Raw genomic sequence first — 19,299 nt, 5'->3', positions numbered from 1 at the left:
GTGCACCGTCTCTTGAGTGCCGCCGCGCTCACCATCGTGCTGGCGACGGCGGGATGCACGAGCGAGCCGGTCGAGCCTGCGCCGTTCCAGGCCGTCGATGTGGTGAAGATCGACGAGGGCACGATCGGTGGCGCCGGGTGGACGCTTGTCACCTTTCACAACGAGCGCGGGGACGTCTGCCTGCAGTTGCGGGACGCCCAGATGCAGGTCGGCTCGGACCTGAGTGGCGGTTGCGGCCCGTGGGATGACAGCCCGACCGGCGGGCGCTACCTGGACGGCAAGGGGCCGGGCAGCAGCGAGTTCGCGTACGGCCTGCTGACCGAGCCGGCGGCCGGCGTCACCGCGACCGCGCCCGGCCACGACCCGGTGACGGTGCCGGCCAAGCCGATGCCGGCCGGCACGGGCGCCGCCAAGTTCTTCGTCATCGCGTTCCCCACGCCGGCGGGGACCTGGACCTACACGGCCAGGGACGGCGCCGGAGCCCCGGTCCAGCTGGGCCCCTGACCGATCAGGCCGGTCCGCAGGGTGGTCGGTCTCCACCTCGATGGGCCGGGTGAAGCATGCCGGCCCGTTCCTGGCCGGAGGCGTCACGCACAGCTGGCCGCGACAGGCGACGCGCCGCCCCTACAACATGTAGTGGCGGCGCGTCTGCGTGCCGGGCTCAGCGGTGCCAGGTGCGGGTGGTGGTGCTGATGGCGTTGCCGGCGCGGTCGTACGCCCGCAGCTGGAACCGGATCTTCTTGCCGTACTTCTTGGTGTTGATCGAGAAGCCGTAGCCGGCCTTGGCGTCGCGGGCGACGACCTTGCCGTTGATCAGCAGCTCGACCCGGCTGACGCCGTTGCGGTCCGTGGCCGACGCCGTGACCTTGACCGTGCCGGACACCTTCGCGCCGGACTTCGGCGCCTTGGTGAGCTTCAGGACGGGCCGGGTGTTGTCGACGATCACCGTGCGGGTCACGGTGGATTCGTTGTATAGGGCGTCGAACACCCGCCAGGTCAACGTCTTGCGACCGTCGGCGCCCGCGCTGGTGGCGGTCGTCAGGTTCTTCGGGTTGCTCACCCAGGGCCCGTTGTTCAGGTTGGCGCCGTTGACGCCGGCGGGGTCGGTGGCGCGGACCGTGCTGGTGATCCGCGAGCCGCGGACGAGCGCGCCGTTCGCCGGGGTGACCGACGTGATCTTCGGTCCGGTGACGTCGACGACCAGGCTGTACGTGCGCGTCGCCGGGTTGCCGGCGAGGTCCCAGGCGCGAACCTCGACGGTCGCGGTCCGCGCCGTGGTGCCGAAGTCGTACGTCAGCACGTCGTCGAAATACCGCCCCGTGTGGAAGATCGACTGCACGAGCGTGCCGTCGATCCACCACTCGTTCCGGTTGATTCCCGACGCGTCGGAGAATTCCACGCCCAGGTGGGTGACGCCGCGGACCCGCCGGAGCGGGGTGCCGAAGTAGCCGTTCAGATCCGAGATGGACGGCCTGGCGTTGTCGAACTTCCAGGCCTGGTAGGTCCGCTGGTTGCCGGCCCGGTCGGTGACCCTGGCCTGCGCCGTGGGGGCGCCGCCGACGCTGTTCCAGGTGATGGTCCAGGGCGCGGCCGTCGCCGTGGCCAGCTTCTTGCCGGCGCCGTCGATCAGGGCGAGCTCGGCGACATCGGCGGAGACATCGGTGGCCGCCACCGTGATCACCCCACCGAGCGGTGCGCCCGGCGCGGGGTTGAGCGTGGCCGACGGCGGGGTCAGGTCGACGTGCACCGTGGTGGACGCGGCCGCGGTGTTGCCCGCCGCGTCATAGACCTTGACCGTCAGGCTGACATCGGTGTTGTTCTCGGCCGGGAGAACCTGGGCGCCCATGCCCTGCGCCCATTTTCCGTTCAGCGCCGTGGCCCGCAGGGTCCCACCCATGTAGACCTCGACCTTGGCGGTGGCGGCGCCTCCGGTCCAGACCGGGTGGAACACGATGTGGCTGCTGAAGTCCTGCCCCTCGGTGAGGCCGGTGGAGGTGATCGCGAGCGGGCCGCCTTCGGCCGCGGCGGCCGGGTTCGCGCCCGCCGCGATCAGTGCACCCACTGTGGCCGCGACGACGGCCGCACGTACTCTGCGCATCGATGGTTCTCCCCGTGTCGATCGGCGTTGCGGCAGGATACGCCACTTGCCGATCAAGGGCGAGGGCGCGCTGGCCCAGCGTGCGCGGCCGCCTCGCACGCCCCCTCGAGGCGGCAACTGGACCCGTTCTGGGGTCATGGCACGAACCCGTGATCAACTTCGTACCGGACATCGGCATACTTCCCGGTATCGATCACCTCGGGAACCTGGAGAACCATCCGTGTCTGCACGTACGTTTACCATTCTTGCCGCCGGTGCCGGCCTCGTCCTGAGCGTTGCCGGCTGCAGCGAGGCCAAGCCCTCGGCCGCCGCCGCACCGACCTCGGCGCCCAGTTCCGCCCCCGCGGCGACCGCGCAGGCCACGACGGCTCCGCCGACGAACGTACCGGCTGATTCCGCCGCGCCGGCGTGCCCGGTGTCCGAGAAGACGCTGCTCGCCGCGTTTGAGACCCACTACGACAAGAAGGCGCCCAAGGGGACGCGGATGACCCGCATCGTCTGCTTCAAAAGCTACGCCATCGCGGGATTCGAGCCGCTGAAGCAGGAATCCGAGATCCAGACCTTCAAGTACGCCTCCGGCTCCTGGACGTTCGACAGCGGCACCAACGACGGCTACTGCATCGGCCTTCCCGCCGACGTCAAGAAGTACTTCGGCGGACATGGCTGGCCCAACTGCGCCCTGACCCCCTCCCCGGCCTGACCCACCATCCGGCTGCTGCCCGGCAGAGGATCGACGGCCGGGCAGCGGGCGCGGCAGGGCGAACCGTCAGTACAAGGCACTTTGAGGTGGTGCCGGCCAGCTCACCGCGCCTGCCGACCAGTCTCGGCATCACCAGGAGCAACTCCCTGACGGCGTCCTCCGTTGACATCCGCCAACCGGCGGAGTCGTCGTCACGTCGTAGCGGAGGATCTCGAGCGGATCCGTCTCCCGTTCCAGGGACTCCGAACAGTTTGACCTTTCTTGCAGTCTGCGCGTGGACCTAGCGCTGGAGCATCGCGTTCCGTACAGCTAACCGGGAACAAAGTTCACGGGAGGAACGACGTGCTGAAGTTCAAGAACGTGGAGGAACAGGCGGCCTGGAACATGGCGGAGGCCCTGAGCGAGAAGGGCTTCTCCTGCATGAGGCAGGCGGAGGAGGCCGCCGAGAACTTCCGGGCCGGCAAGATGCAGATGCGGCGCAACTTCAAGGCACGCGGTCTGTCCGAGGTGGATGCCGACATCCGCTGGTCGGGGATGACCCAGGCGAAGAAGGCCCTGTCGGACAACGGCTGGTACATGTCGCAGGCGACCATGTACAACGAGGCCGCCGCCGCGCAGTACGCCAAGGCGCTGTACCTGAAGAACTGCGACGAGCTCTAGCGCGACGGCAGGCCGGTGCCGCCGAGGGAGGCGGTCCGGCCGGCGGCGTAGCCCAGCCGGCGGCCGGTGCCGGCCAGCCGGCGCGGCCCGAGCCGGGTCAGGTTGGGGTAGGTCTCGTCGCGCCTGCGGTCCACCTGCTCGGTCCGGTCGACCAGGACGAGTTCGGCGCCCGGCACGTCCGCGGCCGCCTCCCGCTCCGCCTCGGCCAGGCGGGCCCGGATCGCCTCGGTGAAGCCACACAGCCAGGAGCGCCGGAACGCGGCCGGATGGTCGAAGCGCGGCACCTGCGTCGCGGCCAGGCCGTGTGCGGCCTGCACGAGCAGCGACGTGAAGAGCAACTCGATCCGCTCCAGGTCGGCGACGTGGCCGAAGAGATGGATCCGCGCCGCGCCGCGGCGCTCCAGGTAGACGACCCGCGAGCGCAGCGTGACGGCGACGGCTCCGAGCAACCCGGCCTTGTCGCGGGCGTACGGCGCCTCGATCGTCACCACCTTGTCCCCGACCGGATCGAGGGCGGGATCGGCGCCCGCCAGCAGCGCCCGGTCGACGCCGTACTTGGCGATGAGCTGCGCCGCCTTCGCGGTGAACGCCTCGGCCTCGGCCGGCGTACAGGCGGGATCCTCGGCCTTCGCCAGCAGCTTGCGGACCCGGGCGAGCAGCGGATCACCGGTCACGCGGCGCCCGCCTCCGGCAGGCGATCGCGGGTGTCCGTCGGGTCGGTCATGCCGCCCGGTGCCGCAGGGTGGCGACGGTCGAGCCGGCGAGCGCGAGCAGGCAGTCCGGGAGCTGGCCGTCGGCGATCGCCGCGCCGAACAGCGCCTCACCGGTGAAGATGTCGCCGTTCACGTACGCGCTGACGAACCGCGCGACCCAGCGCTTGTCATACCGCGCGTCGTCGATCCCGGGGAAGTCGAGGGTCCAGGCGCCACCCTTGGGCACGTTCTGTCCCACCATGGTTGCGGCGAGACACCAGGCCACGTCGTAGGCCCCCACGACGCCGGATCGGTCGACCACCGCGTCGAAGGTGCCCACCACAGCGTCGCTGTCGCCGCTGAGCGCGCAGTGCAGCACCTGCGTCGCGTCGTCGAATGCATGCTGTGGTATTTCCGTCACGTGGGAAAAGGTACGCGGATCCGTCAAGAAGCGCCGCTCACACGCCCCTCAGGAGGCAGGTGATCCGGGCCGTGCAGACCCGGTCGCCGTCCTCGTCGGTGATGACGATCTCGTAGGTCACCGCCGTGCGGCCCCGGTGAACGGGGGTCGCGACGCCGGTGACGAGGCCGGAGCGGACCCCCTTGTGATGGGTGGCGTTGATGTCGACGCCGACCGCGAACGGCCGGTCGACCGTCGCGCCGTGCAGCACCGCGCCGACCGAGCCCAGCGTCTCCGCGAGCACGCAGGACGCACCGCCGTGCAGCAGGCCGTACGGCTGGGTGTTGCCCTCGACGGGCATGGTGGCGACCACCCGCTCCGGGGTCGCCTCGGTGATGTCGATGCCCATCCGCTCGCCGAGCGAACCGCCGCCCGCACTGCCGAATAGCCTCTGCAAGCCGTCCGCCGCTGTACTCATGTCGGGCAACGTTACCGGCGAGTCGCGCGGGGGCCAGCGACTTCGGTCACACCGGTTCGGCACGTTCCGGGGAGCAATCGCATTGCGGCAGATCTCTAGATTCGATCTCGGTCCCGGGTCGCGAGGGGGTGGCCCGGGCCCTAGGTTGGGCAGGACCGCCCTCTGCCCGCAGCATCGAGGAGAATTCATGAGCGAGCCCGAAATCGTCGAGACCCGCGGCGACGACCGCGTCGACCTGCTGACGAGTGACACCAACGGCGACGGCAAGCCGGACGTCTGGGTCTCCGACACCGACGGCGACGGCAAGGCCGACCTGTTCCAGTTCGACACGGACGGGGACGGCAAGGTCGACATCACGATGGTCGACCTGGACGAGGACGGCACCCCCGACACGATCGTCGACGGCGACGGCGGGCTGCCCCCGACCGTGTGACCCGCCCTACCCGCCACCCAGCGTGCTGATCGCGGCCCAGAGCACGGCGATGGCGAGGGCCGTGGTGAACACCGTCGAGGCGGTGCGCCGCCACGGGCCCTTGCCCTCCGGCGCCGTCGCCTCCGGGTGGCCGAGCCGGGCGAGGATGCGGCGCTGCCGGCGTACCTCGTGACACCAGCGGCCCAGGTCCGGCGTGCCCCGGCTGAGCTCGACCGCGAGCCGGGCCTGGGCGCGCTGGAGGCGCCGCACGGCCGAGCGGGCGCGCAGGCCCGCCCGGGTGCGGGCGTGCCAGCGCGCGGTCGCCCGGCGCGAGCCCGACTTCAGGACCTCCAGCTCGGCCGGGGTGATCAGCTCGGGGTCGCCGAGCTTGGCCAGCTGGTCGGCGTAGTAGTCGGCCTCGCGGTCGTGCGCGCTGCGCACCAGCACCATGATCAGCAGCAGCGGCGGCAGGCCCTTGAAGACCAGCACCGCGAGCAGCGCCAGCGCGCCGTTGCCGAGGCCGTCGCGAAAGAGCGGCGAGTTCCAGAGCACGTGCGAGGCCCAGGCGCCGAGGACGGCGAGCATGGCGACGCCGAGCCGGGTTCGCCAGGGCCGATCGGCGCGGACGACCAGGTAGCCGATGCCCGCGCCGGCCAGCGCGCCGAAGAGCGTGTGGCTCCAGACCCCGGAGAGGAAGCCGCGGAGCAGGAACGTCGTGATCACCGGCTCCACGTGATCGCCGCGGCCGGCCAGGGCGACCGCGCCGAGCGCGTACACGATGTCTTCGACGATCTGGAAGCCCAGGCCGACCATCGCGCCGTAGACGACGCCGTCGAGCACGCTGTTCACCTGCGCGCGGGCGATCAGCACGATCGCGACGACGCCGAGGGTCTTGGAAATCTCCTCGACGGTCGGCCCGGCGAGCGCGGCGCCCCAGTCGGCCGCCAGGTGCGGCGAGCCCAGCTTCGCTATGAGGTCGTCGAGGGCCGCGCTGCCCGGCAGGGACACGGTGGTGGCCACCAGGCCACCCCAGGCGAAGGCCAGCACCAGCAGGGCGAGCGGCTCGCGCTCGAGGAAGTCGAGCTCGGTGACGACCAGCCAGAACGGCACGGCGAGCAGCGCGAAGAGGGCGATCGCGGTGGTCGTCGCCACCGGGTAGGTGCCGGCGAACCGCCCGGCGATCATCGTCATCCGGACGCCGCCGGTCACCAGCAGGGCGATCACGATCCAGAACGAGGGCAGCCGCATCAGCCTTTCGCCCGTCGCGTATCCCGGCTGCACAGGTGCGCTCCGGGCGCTGCGCAGCCGTGGTTCGGCCGTCATTGCGGCCGCTCCGGTTCATACCGCAGCGTCTTGGTGCTGGCGTCGATGGCGGGCAGGATCCGGCCGAGGTCCAGGTCGGCGCCGCTGACGGTGACCTCGATCGTGCGGCCGTCGGCCACGAAGACCGCGTACCTGCCGCCGCGGCCGGGCGCGGTGTAGCCGCCCTGCAGGCCGGCCAGGCCGGTGCCGGTGGCGACGGCCAGCTCGGTGCCGGTGACCTGGTAGCCGGAGGTGCCGGTGATCCGCCGGCGCAGCCGGTTCGCCGCGGCGGGAAGGTTGCCGTCGAACGGTCGCACGGTGATCAGGTAGCGGACCGGGCCGAGCCGGAACAGCACCGTGCCCGCGTCGTGGGTGGGCCGGGTCTCGGTGACGTCGATGCGCGCGCCGGGCGGCGGAACGACGGTCACGCCGCCGCCGATCACGTACGGGCGGTCGGTCGGCACCGGCCGATCGGCGGGCAGCGCCCGGTCGAATGCCGGGAGCCCGAAGGCGATGCCGGCGAGGGCCGCGACGAGGCTGAGCGCACCGAGAAGGTTCGTCAGCTGACGCCGAGTAACCCACCCCATCCCAATAAGTTAACGGCCCATTCGCACGGACTCTCGGCATAGAACGTTTTGTCCGTTTACTCCGAACGTTCGTGCAGCAACCCCGGCGGGACGGCGGAGGTGAGCCAGACCCCGTTGTCGCTTCGATGGAAGGCGTGCCCGGCCCGGGCCATGGCGCCGGCCGCCACCTCGAGAACCACCACGTCCGCGGACCGGCGGCGACCGACGCTCAGGGCCGTGGCGACATCCGGCGACAGATGTACGTGGTCCCGGGCGCGCGGCCGCAGCCCGTCCCGCATGATCGAGGCGAGGTTGGCGCGCGGCGTGCCGTGGAACAGCGTGGCCGGCGGCTCGACCACGGGCAGGCCGAGGTCGACGTTCACCCGGCGGGAGTGGCCCTGGCTGGCGCGGATCCGTTCGACGCCGTCCGGGCCCGCCGCGATCGCGAAGCGGGACTTGTCGTTGCCCGCGACCACCTCGTCGAGGTCGGCCCGGACGATCTTCAGCGCGGCGAGCAGGTCGGCGACCGGCACCCAGCCGTTCGCGTCCAGCCGGAGTCCGGCGACCTCGGGCCGGTGGCGCAGCACCAGCGACAGGCGCTTGCTGAGCCGCACCTGTTCCGGGGTCAGCCCGGTCACCCGGTCAGCTCCATGACCGCGAGGTAGTAGGGCCGGTCGGCGGTGTCGACCGACTCGAGCCGCCAGCGGGTGCCCTCGAGCAGCCTCTCCAGCTCGTCCACCGAGCAGTTCAGGTAGTCGAACCACTCGGTCGCCAGCAGCCGGTAGCGCAGCCGTAGCCGTAGCTGCCCGCCGAGCCGGCCCTGCTCGATGTTGCGGCGGTGGTAGGCGACGTGCACCGGGTCCGTGGTCCCGTACGGGTCGGTGCCCTGCGCGATGATCCGGGCGCCCGGGCGGGCCAGGCTCGCGAGCGCGGCCAGGAAGCCCGGCGCGCGCTGCGGCCCCTCGATCAGCCCGAGGTTGTTGCCGAGCAGAAGGAACGTGTCGTAGCCGGCCCCGGAGCGGGCGTACCCGTCGACGGTGTTGAGGACCGTGTCCCGCAGCCCGCGCTTGCGGGACACCTCGATCGCGCCGGCCGAGGTGTCCAGCCCGGTGACGGCCATGCCGCGCCGCTGCAGCTCCAGCGCCGTACGCCCGGCCCCGACGCCGATGTCGAGCACCGCGCCGCGTACCAGCCGCAACGCACGGTGGTCGTGTGGCTGCCACTCGTCCGGCTCGGCCAGGTAGTGGTCGGCGGGGGCGCCGTTGATCAGTCCGTCGTCGCGCTCGATCACCTCGACGACCGGCCGGGGCACCCGCCCACCGGCCAGCGGGCGCGGCCCGATCCCGGTACGCACCGCGTACGCGTCGCGGATCATCTCCCCGAACACGTCCCCCACCAACGGCTGATCCATTGTCACTACTCTTGATCCATGGTGACGCTGGAGCAACTCGGTTCCGAGAAGTACGTCCTTCTGACGACGTTCCGCCGGGACGGCCGCGCGGTGCCGACCCCGCTCTGGGCGGTCCCGGACGAGGCCGGGCTGGCGTTCTGGACGCCGGCCGGCACGGGCAAGCTCAAGCGGATCCGCAACAGCGGGCGCGTCACCGTCGCGGCCTGCGACATGCGCGGCAATGTCACGGGCGAGGCCATCGAGGCGCACGCGCGGATCGGCGACGCCGCGGACCGCCGCCGGATCGGCGAGAGCCTCAAGCGCAAGTACGGCCTGCTCGCCCGGCTCACCCTGCTGGGCAGCCGGCTCCGCCGCGGCGTCGACGGCACGGTGGCCGTCCTGGTCTCCGCGACGCCGGGTCCGGTCGCCTGAGAAGACGAAGGAGGGGCGACTGCCTTACGGCATTCGCCCCCACTATCGATCTCTCGGCCGACCGAGATTCGTTCAGTCGCCCTGACGCTGCGTGGGAATCTGCCCCTGCAGCAGGGCACGAACCTCCGACTCACGGTAGCGACGGTGCCCGCCCAAGGTGCGAATTGCACTGAGCTTGCCCGCCTTGGCCCACCGGGTGACGGTTTTCGGGTCGACGCGGAACATCGATGCCACCTCGGCCGGCGTGAGTAGCGGCTCAGGATCATGCGTACGCGATGCCATCGGTCACTCCTCCACAGGTACCTAAAGACATCGGCCGGGGTCCCGCCGGCCGGTGCGTCTCTCATGGTCCGGCTAGTCCCCGATGTCCGACATGGGCCGAACGGCCGAACGTCCCTAGATAGACGGTTGAAGCATGCCCGATTTTTACCTGTTTTCTACGCCAGAAAGCGTCTTGTTTGGACCGATTATCACGCTTCGCGGGTCTGCGATCACGAGGAGTGTTCGTTTAGAGAGCGCTCTCCCGCAATGGGTTCCATACCCGTTCGTCCCATTTTCCCTGGTCACGGTCTTATATGTGTCGATCAGTTGCAGCGCTCGAGCAACTGCACCGCGCGCCACCGCGCGACGAGCTTCTCGTAGGCCTCTGTCCCCGAGTCGGCGTCACCCCGCGAAAGTGCCGAAAGCCCCGCCGCCACCAGGCCGGGCGAATCGTCCTCGGCCAGGGCCTCCTCACCGAGCAGGCCGGTCAGGCCGCCGTAGTCCAGCTCGACCACCGATCGCGGGTGGAACTCCTCCAGCCACCGGGTGCCCTCCTCGACGGCATCGGTGATCGGGGCGTCGCCCAGCGACTTGCGCAGCACCGAGACCGCCCGGTGCGCCCGGCGCCGGGCCTTGGAGATCTCCGTGCGGTAGCGCAGCGTGCGCTTGCCGCCGGTCAGGTTGATCTCCCGCTCGTCCAGATCGACGAAGACGAACCAGCGCAGCGGCACGCCCCAGGTCGCGATCTGCTCGTGCACCCGGGGCACGCCGTGCTCGAGCACCTTCGCCCCGCTGCGCCAGTCCTCAACGATGGCCTTGGCCTGGCCGGCCAGCACCGGCGGCACGAAGGCGTCGGCCAGCACGCTGGGCACGCCGTCCCGGGCGTTGAGCGCGGCCTCAGCCACCCGCAGGCGCAGGTTCCAGGGGCAGACCAGCAGCGAGTCGCCCCACTCCAGCACGTACGCCTCGTCGGGCAGGTCGGGCAGCCGGGTCCAGCCCGCGCCCAGCGCCTCGAGCACGGCGGTGCGCTGCCGGACCGGCCCCTCGATCGGGCCCAGCGCCCGGCCCTCACGCGCATAACGACGCCAGAAAACCTGGCGGTCCCGGTCGAAGGCGGTCAGCGGCTCGTAAACCCGCAGGTACGACGCGAACAGTGACGGCACGGCGCGATCCTTTCACGAAATCGCCCGGGATTGACTCGCGGGCGCGTGGCCAATCGACGCGCCCATTCCGCGACTAGGCTCGCTGATGTCCGGCACCACCCCGCCGGAGCAGGCAGCCAGGCCCCACAAGGGCCGCAACCCACACCTGTAGGAGTGAGCAGTCATGGGCGTGTTCGTAAGCAGCGACGGCACCGATGCCGCCGGGCACGAGCAGGTCGTCTTCTGCCAGGACCGGCACACCGGCCTGAAGGCGATCATCGGTATCTACTCCACGGCCCTCGGGCCCGCGCTGGGCGGCACCCGGTTCTACCCGTACGAGAGCGAGGAGGCGGCGCTCACCGACGTGCTCAACCTCTCCCGCGGCATGGCGTACAAGAACGCGCTGGCCGGGCTGGACCTCGGCGGCGGCAAGGCCGTCATCTGGGGCGACCCGGGCCAGATCAAGACCGAGGGCCTGCTGCGGGCCTACGGGCGCTTCGTGGAATCGCTGCGCGGCCGCTACTACACCGCCTGCGACGTCGGCACCTACGTGCCGGACATGGACGTCATCGCCCGCGAGACCAGCTACGTGACCGGCCGCAGCCTGGAATACGGCGGCGCCGGCGACTCCTCGATCCTGACCGCGTGGGGCGTCTTCCAGGGCATGCGGGCCGCGGCCGAGCACACCTGGGGTACGCCGACCCTGGCCGGGCGCCGGGTCGGCATCGCCGGGCTGGGCAAGGTCGGCAAGTACCTGGCGGGTCACCTCATCGAGGACGGCGCCTCGGTGGCCGCCACCGACGTCAACGAGGCCGCACTCGAGTGGGCCCGCACCACGTACCCGCAGATCGACCTCGTCGCCGACACCCACTCCCTGATCACCGGCGACCTCGACGTGTACGCGCCCTGCGCGCTCGGCGGCGCGCTGAACGACGACACGGTGCCCGTCCTGCGCGCCAAGGTCGTCACCGGCGGCGCCAACAACCAGCTGGCCCACCCCGGCATCGAGAAGCTCCTCGAGGAGCGCGGCATCCTCTACACGCCCGACTACGTGGTCAACGCCGGCGGCGTGATCCAGGTGGCCGACGAGATCGAGGGCTTCAACTTCGAGCGGGCCAAGCTGCGGGCGACCCGGATCTTCGCCACCACCGGGGAGATCCTGCGCCTCGCCGACGACGAGGGCGTGCCGCCGGCGGTCGCCGCCGACCGGCTCGCTGAGCGCCGCATGGCGGAGGTCGGCCGGCTTCGCAGCATCTACCTGAGCTGACCCCGCCCGACCCCGGGCGGGCCCGCAGGGTTGAGCGGTTTGTACACCATCGCGCGTCGGGTCCGTGACAAGCGAGGACGCGCGATGGTGGTACACGCAACCCGAGGTGCCGAAGCAGGCATCGTCCATGTACCGTAAGACCCACGAGAGATGCCTGACGTCATCGGGGCCCGCCTTCGGGCTGCCCCGAATTCTGTGCGAGGGGGTCGAGCCATGGGGCGCGGCCGTGCTAAGGCCAAGCAGACGAAGGTGGCCCGGGAGTTGAAGTACCACTCCCCGAACACCGACCTCACCGCCTTGCAGCGCGAACTGGCGGGTGCCGGTGGTAAGTCCGACCATCATTTCAACGACGACGATGATCAGTTCGTCGACGACGATGACGAGGACGACGCGGACGACGACCAGGACCCCTGGTCGCCTACGAGGCGCTGACCCGTATTGCACAGAGCACGCGGCTTACCGCGTGCTTCCGTGTGTCGTGGTCATTCCGTGGTCATTCCCGACGGGACTATGAAGCCCACGCGGTAAACACCGCGTGGGCTTCATGAACCGCAACCCTCAACGGGGCCGGTTGTTCCAGTTGTAGAACGTGGGGATGTTCTCGAAGTGGTTCCAGGCGCAAACCGCCGAGCCCTCCTTCGTCGTGGCCTCCGCGCGCCGCTGCCGGGCGTCCTCCGCCTCCTCGATGAGCGCGGCCAGCCCGGCCCGGGTCTGGCTCAGCCGTGCCGTCACGGGATCCGTCTCCACGCGGTCAGACGGCCGTGGGCTCGTGATCTCGGGCATGGTCCAGCACTCCCTCCAGTAGGCGAATCTTGCTGTTGCGGCAGTGGTCCGTCTCCGTGACGTCGAACCGGCCGTGCTCGAAGTAGCGGTTGGCCGCGTGCGCGCCGCCGCAGAATCCGAAGTAGGGGCACTGCACGCGGCAGGCCTCCACCCCGTCGAGGAACTCGCGGATCCAGGGCGTCTCCGTGGCTCGGTCCAGGATCTCGCCGAGCGGCGTGGTGAGCACGTTGCCGCTGGAGAAGTCGCCGTAACGGGGGTCGTCGAAGCCGGCGAGCTCGGGTGAGAGCAACACCACACTTCCGTCCTGCGCGACGGTGGGGATCGGGTCCAGCCGGCGGGGCAGCACCTCGTCGGCCGTGCCGTCGAGGGCCGCGGCCGCGTACCGCAGCGACCATTCGATCTCGCGCAGGTGAATCCGGGGGTCGCGGCGCCAGGCGCCGACCAGCTCCGCCCAGAAGGCCGTCACGTCGCCCTCCGGATGCCGGTTGTCGCGCTTGTTGACCCCCTCGAGCTCCTCGACGTTGATGCCGAGCACGTCGCATCCGAGGCCGAGGAAGTATTCGTACAGCTCGGTGGCCAGGCCGGGCTCCGGCCGGGCGACCACGCAGAGCGCGGAGAACGGGATCCCGTGCCGGCGCAGGGCGTCGATGCCGCGCACGATCCGGTCGTAGGCGGGCTTGTCGCCCCGGGTGACCCGGTCGCCGTTGCGCGACCGCGGCCCGTCGACGCTCACGCTGACCCGGATCTGCCGCCGGGCGAAGAACTCGCACCAGGCGTCGTCGATCAGCGTCGCGTTGGTCTGCACGTGGTGCTCCACGTCGGCGGCGAAGGGCGCCAGCAGGGCCGCGAAATGGTCCCGGCCCGCGGCGAGCGGCTCGCCGCCGTGCCAGACCACCGAGAACCTTCCCGTACGCGACCAGGGGTTCACGGACGCGGCGACGGCCTGCGCGACCTCGACCGGCATCCTGCGATCCACCTGCCGAAACGGCAGGTAACAGTAGGAACAGTCGAGGTTGCAGAGGGTGGTGGGCTGCATGACGACATAGGTGGGTACCGGAGCGATGCCCCGCATCCCACTCCATAGCTGTGCCACGCCGTTACACCCCCGTTCGTCGTCAGGCTAGGTGCCGCCGTCCACCCTTCTGCAGAAAAAATGATCCGCGCGTGCCGAGACATCGACAAGCGCGGATCATTTCACACCAGGCACGGTATGACTTCAGCCTCGGGTGTACTGACCGACCATCTGCACCTGACCGGTGCCCTCGATGACCTCGCCGACCTGCCAGGCCTCGACGCCGCGGCCGGTCAGGTAGGCCATCGCCCGGTCGGCGTCGTCGGCGGAGACGATCGCGAACATGCCGACGCCCATGTTGAACGTGGCCTCCATCTCGGTGTCCTCGATCCGGCCCTTGGCCTGGATCAGGTCGAAGATCGACTGCGGGCGCCACGACGAACGGTCCACGACCGCGTCGGCGTGCTCCGGCAGGATCCGGACCAGGTTGCCGGGGATGCCGCCGCCGGTGACGTGCGAGAACGCGCGGACGTCGGTCTCCTCGATCAGGCCGAGGCAGTCCTTCGCGTAGATCTTGGTCGGCGTCAGCAGTTCCTCGCCGAGGGTGCGCTGCCGGCCGAAGTCCTCCACCACCGTGTCCAGGCGCATCCGGCCCGCGCCGAGCAGCACGTGGCGCACCAGCGAGTAGCCGTTGGAGTGCAGGCCGGACGAGCGCATGGCGATGACGGCGTCACCGATCTCGACCCGGTGGGCGCCGAGGATCTCGCTCTCCTCGACCACGCCGACGCCGGTCGCCGAGACGTCGTACTCGTCCGGGCGCAGCACGCCGGGGTGCTCGGCCGTCTCGCCGCCCAGCAGGGCGCAGCCGGCGTAACGGCAGCCGTCCGCGATGCCCGCGCCGATCTCCGCGACCTTGTCCGGCACGACCTCGCCACAGGCGATGTAGTCGAGCAGGAACAGCGGCTCGGCACCGCACGCCACCAGGTCGTCGACGACCATGGCGACCAGGTCGATGCCGATCGTGTCGTGGATGTTGAGCTGCTGGGCGATGACCAGCTTGGTGCCGACGCCGTCGGTGGACGAGGCCAGGATCGGGCTCTTGTATTTCTGGGTGTTGAGCTTGAAGAGGCCCGCGAAGCCGCCCAGGTCACCCATGACCTCGGGGCGGGTGGTCTTCTTGACCTTGGACTTCAGCAGCTCAACCGCGCGCTCGCCGGCGTCGATCGAGACACCCGCGTCCGCGTACGTCACCGTGCGCTTGCGTCCGCTTCGGCCGGCACCCGCCGACCACGGCTGGTGGTCGGCGCCTTCAGCACCGTTGGATCCGGCACTGTTGCGCTCGGACACGTGCGTCACGGTTCTCCCCTTAGTGCGCGGTTGCCCGCGCGGTTGCAACTGATCGGTGCCGCGGTCTACGACGTCTCGGGTGGTGCTGGCGGTTCCGGTGATCCGGCCTTCTAACTACGGGCGACGCAGAGCGTCGGCACCGCCCGGGCTTGCCACCAGGGGTTTCGCGGTCTCCCGCTCGTCCTCGGCGTACTGCTCGTCATCATGATCCTGGTCGGGTGCGGCGGCCGCGGCAGCGGTGGCCCGCGCTGTGGCGTCGGGCATTGCGGCGCGCTTGCCGACGCCCTCCAGCAGGTGCTTTCCGATCAGGTGACCGGCCGGCAACTCGATCGGGTACTGCCCATCGAAACAGGCCATGCAGAGTCGCGTCTTCGGCTGCTCGGTCGCCTGGACCAGACCGTCCAGCGAAACGTAGCCGAGCGAGTCGGCGCCGATCGAGCGGCGGATGCCGTCGATCTCCAGGCCGTTGGCGATCAGCTCGGCGCGGGTCGCGAAGTCGATGCCGTAGAAGCACGGCCACTTCACCGGCGGCGACGAGATGCGCACGTGCACCTCAAGGGCGCCCGCCTCGCGCAGCATCCGGATCTGGGCGCGCTGGGTGTTGCCGCGCACGATCGAGTCGTCGACCACGACGATCCGCTTGCCGCGCACGACCTCGCGCAGCGGGTTGAGCTTCAGCCGGATCCCGAGCTGGCGGATCGTCTGCGAGGGCTGGATGAAGGTGCGGCCGACGTAGGCGTTCTTCATGAAGCCCGCGCTGTAGGGGATGCCGGAGGCCTCCGCGTAGCCGATCGCGGCCGGGATGCCCGACTCCGGCACGCCGATGACCAGGTCGGCCTCGACCGGGTGCTCCTTGGCCAGCTTGCGGCCGACCTCGACGCGGGCCGAGTAGACGTTGCGGCCGGCGATCGTGGTGTCCGGACGGGCGAGATACACGTACTCGAAGAGGCAGCCCTTCGGCTCCGGCGCCGCGAAGCGGGTCGAACGCAGCCCGTGCTCGTCTATCGCGATGATCTCACCGGGCTCGACCTCGCGGACGAAGCTCGCGCCGACGATGTCGAGCGCCGCGGTCTCGCTGGCCACCGCCCAGCCGCGCTCCATCCGGCCCAGCACCAGCGGGCGGACGCCCTGCGCGTCGCGGGCCGCGTACAGCGTGCCCTCGTCCATGAAGACGAAGCTGAACGCGCCGCGCAGGCGCGGAAGCACCTCGACGGCCGCGGCCTCCACCGACAGGTCGGGGCGGCCGGCCAGCAGCGTCGTCACCAGCGCGGTGTCGGAGGTGCCCATGTCGGCCTCGAGGCCGCGCTCGGCGACCTCACGGGCGAGCTCGGCGGTGTTGACCAGGTTGCCGTTGTGCGCCAGCGCGATCGTCGTGCCGGCGGTGGTGGCCCGGATCGTCGGCTGGGCGTTCTCCCAGTTGGAGCCGCCGGTGGTCGAGTAGCGGGTGTGGCCGATGGCCAGGTGCCCGCGCAGGCTGGCGAGGGTGGGCTCGTCGAAGACCTGCGAGACCAGTCCAAGATCCTTGTAGACGACCACGCCGGAGCCGTCGCTGACGGCGATGCCCGCCGCCTCCTGGCCCCGGTGCTGGAGTGCGAAAAGCCCGAAATAGGTAAGTTTCGCGACCTCTTCCTCGGGCGCCCAGACCCCGAAGACGCCGCAGGCATCCCGAGGTCCGCGGTCCTGTGGGTCGAGATCGTCGGTCAACCGGCCGTCGCCTCGGGGCACGCGCTTGCTCCCTCATGCTGATCTGCTCGGACTTGCTGGCCTCTTCCGACCGCCCAGTGTACGCGAGCCGGAGACCGCTCAGCTTGGGTGCACAGGGAGGTACGGAGCCAGATCGGTGCGTATTCCACTGGCCCGCACCCGGCCGGACTCCACGGCATCGGCCCAGGCCAGGCGGCCGGTGGCCACCAGCAGCCAGGTCATCGGATCGGTCTCGACCACATTGGGCGGAGTGCCCCGGGTATGCCGCGGACCGGCCACGCACTGAATTGCACCGAAAGGTGGAATACGGACCTCCACCGATCGGCCGGGCGCGGTCCGCGCCAACTCGGCGAGCAGCGCTCGTACGGCGTCGCGCAGCACCGTGCGCTCGGGTTCGACGCCTTGATCCAGCGCGTCCAACGCGTCGGCCACGGACTCGGATTTATTGTGCGCAGGAGACACGTCGGGACAATACGACCCGACTTCAGATAAGAACCCGGCGGCCCTGGGTCGCGCTAACGCCGTGCGACAGGGCATAGTGGCCGACGGTGTGTAATCGTCGCGGGATCATAGGGCACTCGAAGGCAGCCCGGTGACCGTGCGACCCGGAAGGCGGTGGACGTGACAACGCACCTACGAGCCAAGGCTCTCCAGGCCGGTGCGTTCCTGGCACTGATCGGTGGCGTTCTCGTCACCGCCCCCTCAGCAGCACTAGCAGAATCACCCATTGTAACCGTGTCGACACTGACGTCGGGTGACATTCCCTCCGGCGGCAAGACGACCCTCACCTACGTGGTCAACAACAAGAACACCGGCGCGGCCGGCGAGACCACGAACGTGAGCGTGCTGATCAGCGCCGACGGGCTGCGCTGCTCCGGAGCATGCGACTTCGACGACACGATCCCCTTCAGAGGGAGCAAGCAGTACACGGCCACGCTGACGGCGGGCGCCGTGGAGCCGGGCGAGACCCTCGAAACCCAGGTTCAGGTCACGGCCACGATGGTCGGCGGAGCCGACAACGACAGCGGCAGCGTCACCCGCAAGATCACCGTGCGCGGCGAGGACAAGCCGGAGTCGGTGCGCCAGGTCAGCGGCAAGGTGAAGGACCAGGACGGCAAGGCCGTCTCGGGCGCGCAGGTGGCGCTCCGGGACCGGACGAACCGCACCTTCAACACCACGACCAACGGCGAGGGCGGATACTCCTTCAACTCGTCGGACAGCCAGCCCATCGCGGTGGGAGAACTGTTCGTCGGCGCCACCAAGGTCGGCTACGACATCGCCAAGGTGACCGCGCAGGGCAAGGCCGACAAGTCGATCAACGTGCCGCTCACCATCAAGCTGACGGCCGCCACCGCGTCGCCGTCGGCGAGCCCGTCCGTGTCGGCCACCACCAGCGCCGAGCCGACCGACGAGGCCGCCGACGACGAGCAGGCGACCGACGAGGCGTCCGACCCGGCGGCGGACACGAAGCTGGCCTCGGATGACGACGATGGCTCCGGCTCGATGCTCTTCATCATCCTGGGCGGCCTGCTCGTCGCGGCCGGCATCGGCGCGATCGTGCTGGTCGTGATGCGCCGCAAGTCCGGCGAGGACGCGGACGGCGCGGACGGCGCGGACCCCATGGGCACCGTGCCCCCGGCCGGAGGCGGCGGCCGGTACGCCGGCGCCGGCGACACCCGGCTGGCCGGCGCCCCGGTGGGTGCCCGAGCCAGCGATGCCACGATGATCGCTCCGCGTTCGGGCGCACCGTCCATCGCGGACGCTCCGACGATGATCCACCGGGCGCCCCCCGTGGTCGACGAGTTCCCGGACCCGTACGGCGCGCCTATCCCTCCGGGCGGCGGCTACAACGCTCCCGGCGGCTGGGGTGCGGCCGGTGCCACAGCGGGCGCATACGGCGCGGCAGCGGGCGCTGAGGCCTACGGCGCGGCCAACCAGTACGGCGGCGCCCCGGTGCCGGCGCAGAGCAACGGCTACGCCGAGCCGGCCGACGAGGCCTATGGCGGCTACGGCGCACCGCAGGGCGGCTACCCCGAGCAGGCCGGCTACCCCGAGCAGGCCGGCTACGACCAGGCGGCGCCGTACGGCGCTCCGCAGGGTGGCGGCTACGATCAGCCGGCACCGCAGCAGCGCTACGACGAGCCGACCGGCATGTACCGGCCGGAGCCCGGCGGCTACCCGCCCGAGGCCGGCTACGCCGACCAGGGTGGCTACGGCGGCGCGGAGCCGGCGTACGGCCAGCCCGGCGGCTACGGCCAGCCCGCCGACAACTACGCCGGACAGGGCGGCGCCTACCAGGGCGGCAACGGCTACGCCGGCGGCGCTTACGGCGCCGCGGCCGAGCCCGTCGAGCAGGGTGGCGGCTACGGCTCGTGGGACGGCCAGGGCGGCGCCGTAGACAACGGCAACGCCTACGGACCGCCCGCCGGCGCCAGCGCCTACGGCGGCCCTCAGGGCGGCCAGCCCTACGGCGGCGGCAACGCCTACGGCGCACCCGCGGGTGCGGGCTACGACCAGGGCGACGGCTACGGCGACCAGGGCGGCTACGACCCCCGGGCGGCGTACGGGCGGCCGGAGGGCTACGACGCTCCGGCCGGCGGCCGGGGTCAGCAGCCTCCTACGGGAGGCCCGCGTGGCCAGCAGCCGCCTCCGG

23 protein-coding genes are annotated in these 19,299 nt (G+C 70.8%); 8 read left to right on the top strand and 15 right to left on the bottom strand.

What is annotated here, in order from left to right; all coding sequences use genetic code 11:
- On the top strand, positions 1-504 hold the full coding sequence (locus AB0F10_RS20320) for a hypothetical protein (RefSeq protein ID WP_360626961.1): 504 nt from the start codon (positions 1-3) through the stop codon (positions 502-504).
- 157 nt (positions 505-661) lie between these two features.
- On the opposite strand, the gene AB0F10_RS20315 is transcribed toward AB0F10_RS20320, so the two are convergent.
- Positions 662-2,098 carry an Ig-like domain-containing protein gene (locus AB0F10_RS20315; RefSeq protein ID WP_360626958.1) on the bottom strand — a complete coding sequence of 479 codons (1,437 nt, stop codon included), beginning with the start codon at positions 2,096-2,098 and terminating at the stop codon, positions 662-664.
- 220 nt (positions 2,099-2,318) lie between these two features.
- On the opposite strand from AB0F10_RS20315, the gene AB0F10_RS20310 reads away from it, so the two are divergent.
- Together AB0F10_RS20310 and AB0F10_RS20305 are read left to right on the top strand one after the other, a co-directional pair.
- Positions 2,319-2,798, top strand: coding sequence for a hypothetical protein (locus tag AB0F10_RS20310; RefSeq protein WP_360626955.1), 480 nt, complete (start codon positions 2,319-2,321; stop codon positions 2,796-2,798).
- 342 nt (positions 2,799-3,140) lie between these two features.
- The gene (locus AB0F10_RS20305) at positions 3,141-3,458 is read left to right on the top strand and encodes a hypothetical protein (protein ID WP_360626952.1); all 318 of its coding nucleotides are present in this window, start codon (positions 3,141-3,143) and stop codon (positions 3,456-3,458) included.
- Here AB0F10_RS20305 and AB0F10_RS20300 read toward each other — a convergent pair.
- The 3 genes from AB0F10_RS20300 to AB0F10_RS20290 are packed head-to-tail and all read right to left on the bottom strand — an operon-like array spanning position 3,455 to position 5,028.
- Positions 3,455-4,132 (bottom strand): DUF2786 domain-containing protein, encoded by a 678-nt coding sequence (locus AB0F10_RS20300; RefSeq protein ID WP_360626949.1) that lies wholly within the window; start codon positions 4,130-4,132, stop codon positions 3,455-3,457. The two genes, AB0F10_RS20305 and AB0F10_RS20300, sit on opposite strands and share 4 nt — an antisense overlap.
- A 46-nt stretch (positions 4,133-4,178) precedes the next feature.
- Positions 4,179-4,571 carry a hypothetical protein gene (locus AB0F10_RS20295; RefSeq protein ID WP_354727123.1) on the bottom strand — a complete coding sequence of 131 codons (393 nt, stop codon included), beginning with the start codon at positions 4,569-4,571 and terminating at the stop codon, positions 4,179-4,181.
- A gap of 37 nt (positions 4,572-4,608) precedes the next feature.
- Positions 4,609-5,028: a hotdog fold thioesterase gene (locus AB0F10_RS20290; RefSeq protein ID WP_360626946.1), complete on the bottom strand. Its 420-nt coding sequence runs from the start codon at positions 5,026-5,028 to the stop codon at positions 4,609-4,611.
- 187 nt (positions 5,029-5,215) lie between these two features.
- On the opposite strand from AB0F10_RS20290, the gene AB0F10_RS20285 reads away from it, so the two are divergent.
- The gene (locus tag AB0F10_RS20285; RefSeq protein WP_360626943.1) at positions 5,216-5,461 is read left to right on the top strand and encodes a hypothetical protein; all 246 of its coding nucleotides are present in this window, start codon (positions 5,216-5,218) and stop codon (positions 5,459-5,461) included.
- Between the two features lie 6 nt (positions 5,462-5,467).
- On the opposite strand, the gene AB0F10_RS20280 is transcribed toward AB0F10_RS20285, so the two are convergent.
- Genes AB0F10_RS20280 through AB0F10_RS20265 form a run of 4 tightly spaced genes read right to left on the bottom strand, consistent with a single transcriptional unit; the run spans position 5,468 to position 8,719 of the window.
- Positions 5,468-6,763, bottom strand: a complete 1,296-nt coding sequence (locus AB0F10_RS20280; RefSeq protein WP_360626940.1) for a PrsW family intramembrane metalloprotease — start codon at positions 6,761-6,763, stop codon at positions 5,468-5,470.
- The gene (locus AB0F10_RS20275) at positions 6,760-7,329 is read right to left on the bottom strand and encodes a hypothetical protein (RefSeq protein WP_360626937.1); all 570 of its coding nucleotides are present in this window, start codon (positions 7,327-7,329) and stop codon (positions 6,760-6,762) included. Before AB0F10_RS20275 ends, AB0F10_RS20280 begins: the two co-directional genes overlap by 4 nt.
- Positions 7,330-7,385: 56 nt before the next feature.
- Complete coding sequence (locus AB0F10_RS20270; RefSeq protein ID WP_360626934.1) at positions 7,386-7,946, bottom strand: RNA 2'-phosphotransferase; 561 nt, start codon at positions 7,944-7,946, stop codon at positions 7,386-7,388.
- Positions 7,943-8,719, bottom strand: coding sequence for a methyltransferase domain-containing protein (locus AB0F10_RS20265; RefSeq protein WP_360626930.1), 777 nt, complete (start codon positions 8,717-8,719; stop codon positions 7,943-7,945). The genes AB0F10_RS20270 and AB0F10_RS20265 overlap by 4 nt, the downstream gene beginning before the upstream one ends.
- An 18-nt stretch (positions 8,720-8,737) precedes the next feature.
- On the opposite strand from AB0F10_RS20265, the gene AB0F10_RS20260 reads away from it, so the two are divergent.
- On the top strand, positions 8,738-9,130 hold the full coding sequence (locus AB0F10_RS20260) for a PPOX class F420-dependent oxidoreductase (protein WP_360626927.1): 393 nt from the start codon (positions 8,738-8,740) through the stop codon (positions 9,128-9,130).
- A 72-nt stretch (positions 9,131-9,202) separates the two neighbouring features.
- Here the strand turns inward: AB0F10_RS20260 and AB0F10_RS20255 are convergent, their stop codons facing one another.
- Positions 9,203-9,412, bottom strand: coding sequence for a BldC family transcriptional regulator (locus tag AB0F10_RS20255; RefSeq protein WP_014687221.1), 210 nt, complete (start codon positions 9,410-9,412; stop codon positions 9,203-9,205).
- Between the two features lie 302 nt (positions 9,413-9,714).
- Positions 9,715-10,554, bottom strand: coding sequence for a hypothetical protein (locus AB0F10_RS20250; RefSeq protein WP_360626924.1), 840 nt, complete (start codon positions 10,552-10,554; stop codon positions 9,715-9,717).
- A gap of 163 nt (positions 10,555-10,717) precedes the next feature.
- Between AB0F10_RS20250 and AB0F10_RS20245 the strand changes: the two genes are divergently transcribed.
- Together AB0F10_RS20245 and AB0F10_RS20240 are read left to right on the top strand one after the other, a co-directional pair.
- The gene (locus AB0F10_RS20245) at positions 10,718-11,800 is read left to right on the top strand and encodes a Glu/Leu/Phe/Val dehydrogenase dimerization domain-containing protein (protein WP_360626921.1); all 1,083 of its coding nucleotides are present in this window, start codon (positions 10,718-10,720) and stop codon (positions 11,798-11,800) included.
- 213 nt (positions 11,801-12,013) lie between these two features.
- A complete protein-coding gene (locus AB0F10_RS20240) occupies positions 12,014-12,232 on the top strand; it encodes a DUF3073 domain-containing protein (protein ID WP_184998193.1) in 219 nt (72 codons plus the stop codon).
- A gap of 126 nt (positions 12,233-12,358) precedes the next feature.
- On the opposite strand, the gene amcA is transcribed toward AB0F10_RS20240, so the two are convergent.
- From amcA to AB0F10_RS20215, 5 genes are all read right to left on the bottom strand, one after another.
- Positions 12,359-12,583 (bottom strand): multiple cyclophane-containing RiPP AmcA, encoded by a 225-nt coding sequence (gene amcA / locus AB0F10_RS20235; protein WP_360626918.1) that lies wholly within the window; start codon positions 12,581-12,583, stop codon positions 12,359-12,361.
- Positions 12,552-13,655: a cyclophane-forming radical SAM peptide maturase AmcB gene (amcB, locus tag AB0F10_RS20230; RefSeq protein ID WP_360626915.1), complete on the bottom strand. Its 1,104-nt coding sequence runs from the start codon at positions 13,653-13,655 to the stop codon at positions 12,552-12,554. The genes amcA and amcB overlap by 32 nt, the downstream gene beginning before the upstream one ends.
- 144 nt (positions 13,656-13,799) lie before the next feature.
- Positions 13,800-14,951 (bottom strand): phosphoribosylformylglycinamidine cyclo-ligase, encoded by a 1,152-nt coding sequence (gene purM, locus AB0F10_RS20225; RefSeq protein ID WP_360626912.1) that lies wholly within the window; start codon positions 14,949-14,951, stop codon positions 13,800-13,802.
- A 105-nt stretch (positions 14,952-15,056) separates the two neighbouring features.
- Positions 15,057-16,667 carry an amidophosphoribosyltransferase gene (gene purF / locus AB0F10_RS20220; protein ID WP_360626909.1) on the bottom strand — a complete coding sequence of 537 codons (1,611 nt, stop codon included), beginning with the start codon at positions 16,665-16,667 and terminating at the stop codon, positions 15,057-15,059.
- A gap of 78 nt (positions 16,668-16,745) precedes the next feature.
- Positions 16,746-17,078 (bottom strand): sterol carrier family protein, encoded by a 333-nt coding sequence (locus AB0F10_RS20215; protein WP_360626906.1) that lies wholly within the window; start codon positions 17,076-17,078, stop codon positions 16,746-16,748.
- Between the two features lie 303 nt (positions 17,079-17,381).
- Between AB0F10_RS20215 and AB0F10_RS20210 the strand changes: the two genes are divergently transcribed.
- Positions 17,382-19,299: carboxypeptidase regulatory-like domain-containing protein (locus tag AB0F10_RS20210; protein ID WP_360626903.1), on the top strand; the 1,918-nt coding region annotated here is incomplete at its 3' end.

The sequence above is a fragment of the Actinoplanes sp. NPDC026623 genome (assembly GCF_040638275.1).
In the GTDB taxonomy this organism is placed as follows: domain Bacteria; phylum Actinomycetota; class Actinomycetes; order Mycobacteriales; family Micromonosporaceae; genus Actinoplanes.
The sequence above is the reverse complement of the archived record's forward strand: the minus strand, read 5'-3'. Positions and strand labels throughout refer to the sequence as shown.

Excerpts from the sequence above, each read along its gene's own strand:
- AB0F10_RS20240 (WP_184998193.1), top strand. The coding sequence starts at position 12,014 with ATGGGGCGCGGCCGTGCTAAGGCCAAGCAGACGAAGGTGGCCCGGGAG.
- AB0F10_RS20275 (WP_360626937.1), bottom strand. The coding sequence starts at position 7,329 with ATGGGGTGGGTTACTCGGCGTCAGCTGACGAACCTTCTCGGTGCGCTC.
- AB0F10_RS20245 (WP_360626921.1), top strand. The coding sequence starts at position 10,718 with ATGGGCGTGTTCGTAAGCAGCGACGGCACCGATGCCGCCGGGCACGAG.
- amcA (WP_360626918.1), bottom strand. The coding sequence starts at position 12,583 with ATGCCCGAGATCACGAGCCCACGGCCGTCTGACCGCGTGGAGACGGAT.
- AB0F10_RS20280 (WP_360626940.1), bottom strand. The coding sequence starts at position 6,763 with ATGACGGCCGAACCACGGCTGCGCAGCGCCCGGAGCGCACCTGTGCAG.
- AB0F10_RS20315 (WP_360626958.1), bottom strand. The coding sequence starts at position 2,098 with ATGCGCAGAGTACGTGCGGCCGTCGTCGCGGCCACAGTGGGTGCACTG.
- amcB (WP_360626915.1), bottom strand. The coding sequence starts at position 13,655 with ATGCGGGGCATCGCTCCGGTACCCACCTATGTCGTCATGCAGCCCACC.
- AB0F10_RS20255 (WP_014687221.1), bottom strand. The coding sequence starts at position 9,412 with ATGGCATCGCGTACGCATGATCCTGAGCCGCTACTCACGCCGGCCGAG.
- AB0F10_RS20290 (WP_360626946.1), bottom strand. The coding sequence starts at position 5,028 with ATGAGTACAGCGGCGGACGGCTTGCAGAGGCTATTCGGCAGTGCGGGC.
- AB0F10_RS20260 (WP_360626927.1), top strand. The coding sequence starts at position 8,738 with ATGGTGACGCTGGAGCAACTCGGTTCCGAGAAGTACGTCCTTCTGACG.
- AB0F10_RS20285 (WP_360626943.1), top strand. The coding sequence starts at position 5,216 with ATGAGCGAGCCCGAAATCGTCGAGACCCGCGGCGACGACCGCGTCGAC.
- AB0F10_RS20265 (WP_360626930.1), bottom strand. The coding sequence starts at position 8,719 with ATGGATCAGCCGTTGGTGGGGGACGTGTTCGGGGAGATGATCCGCGAC.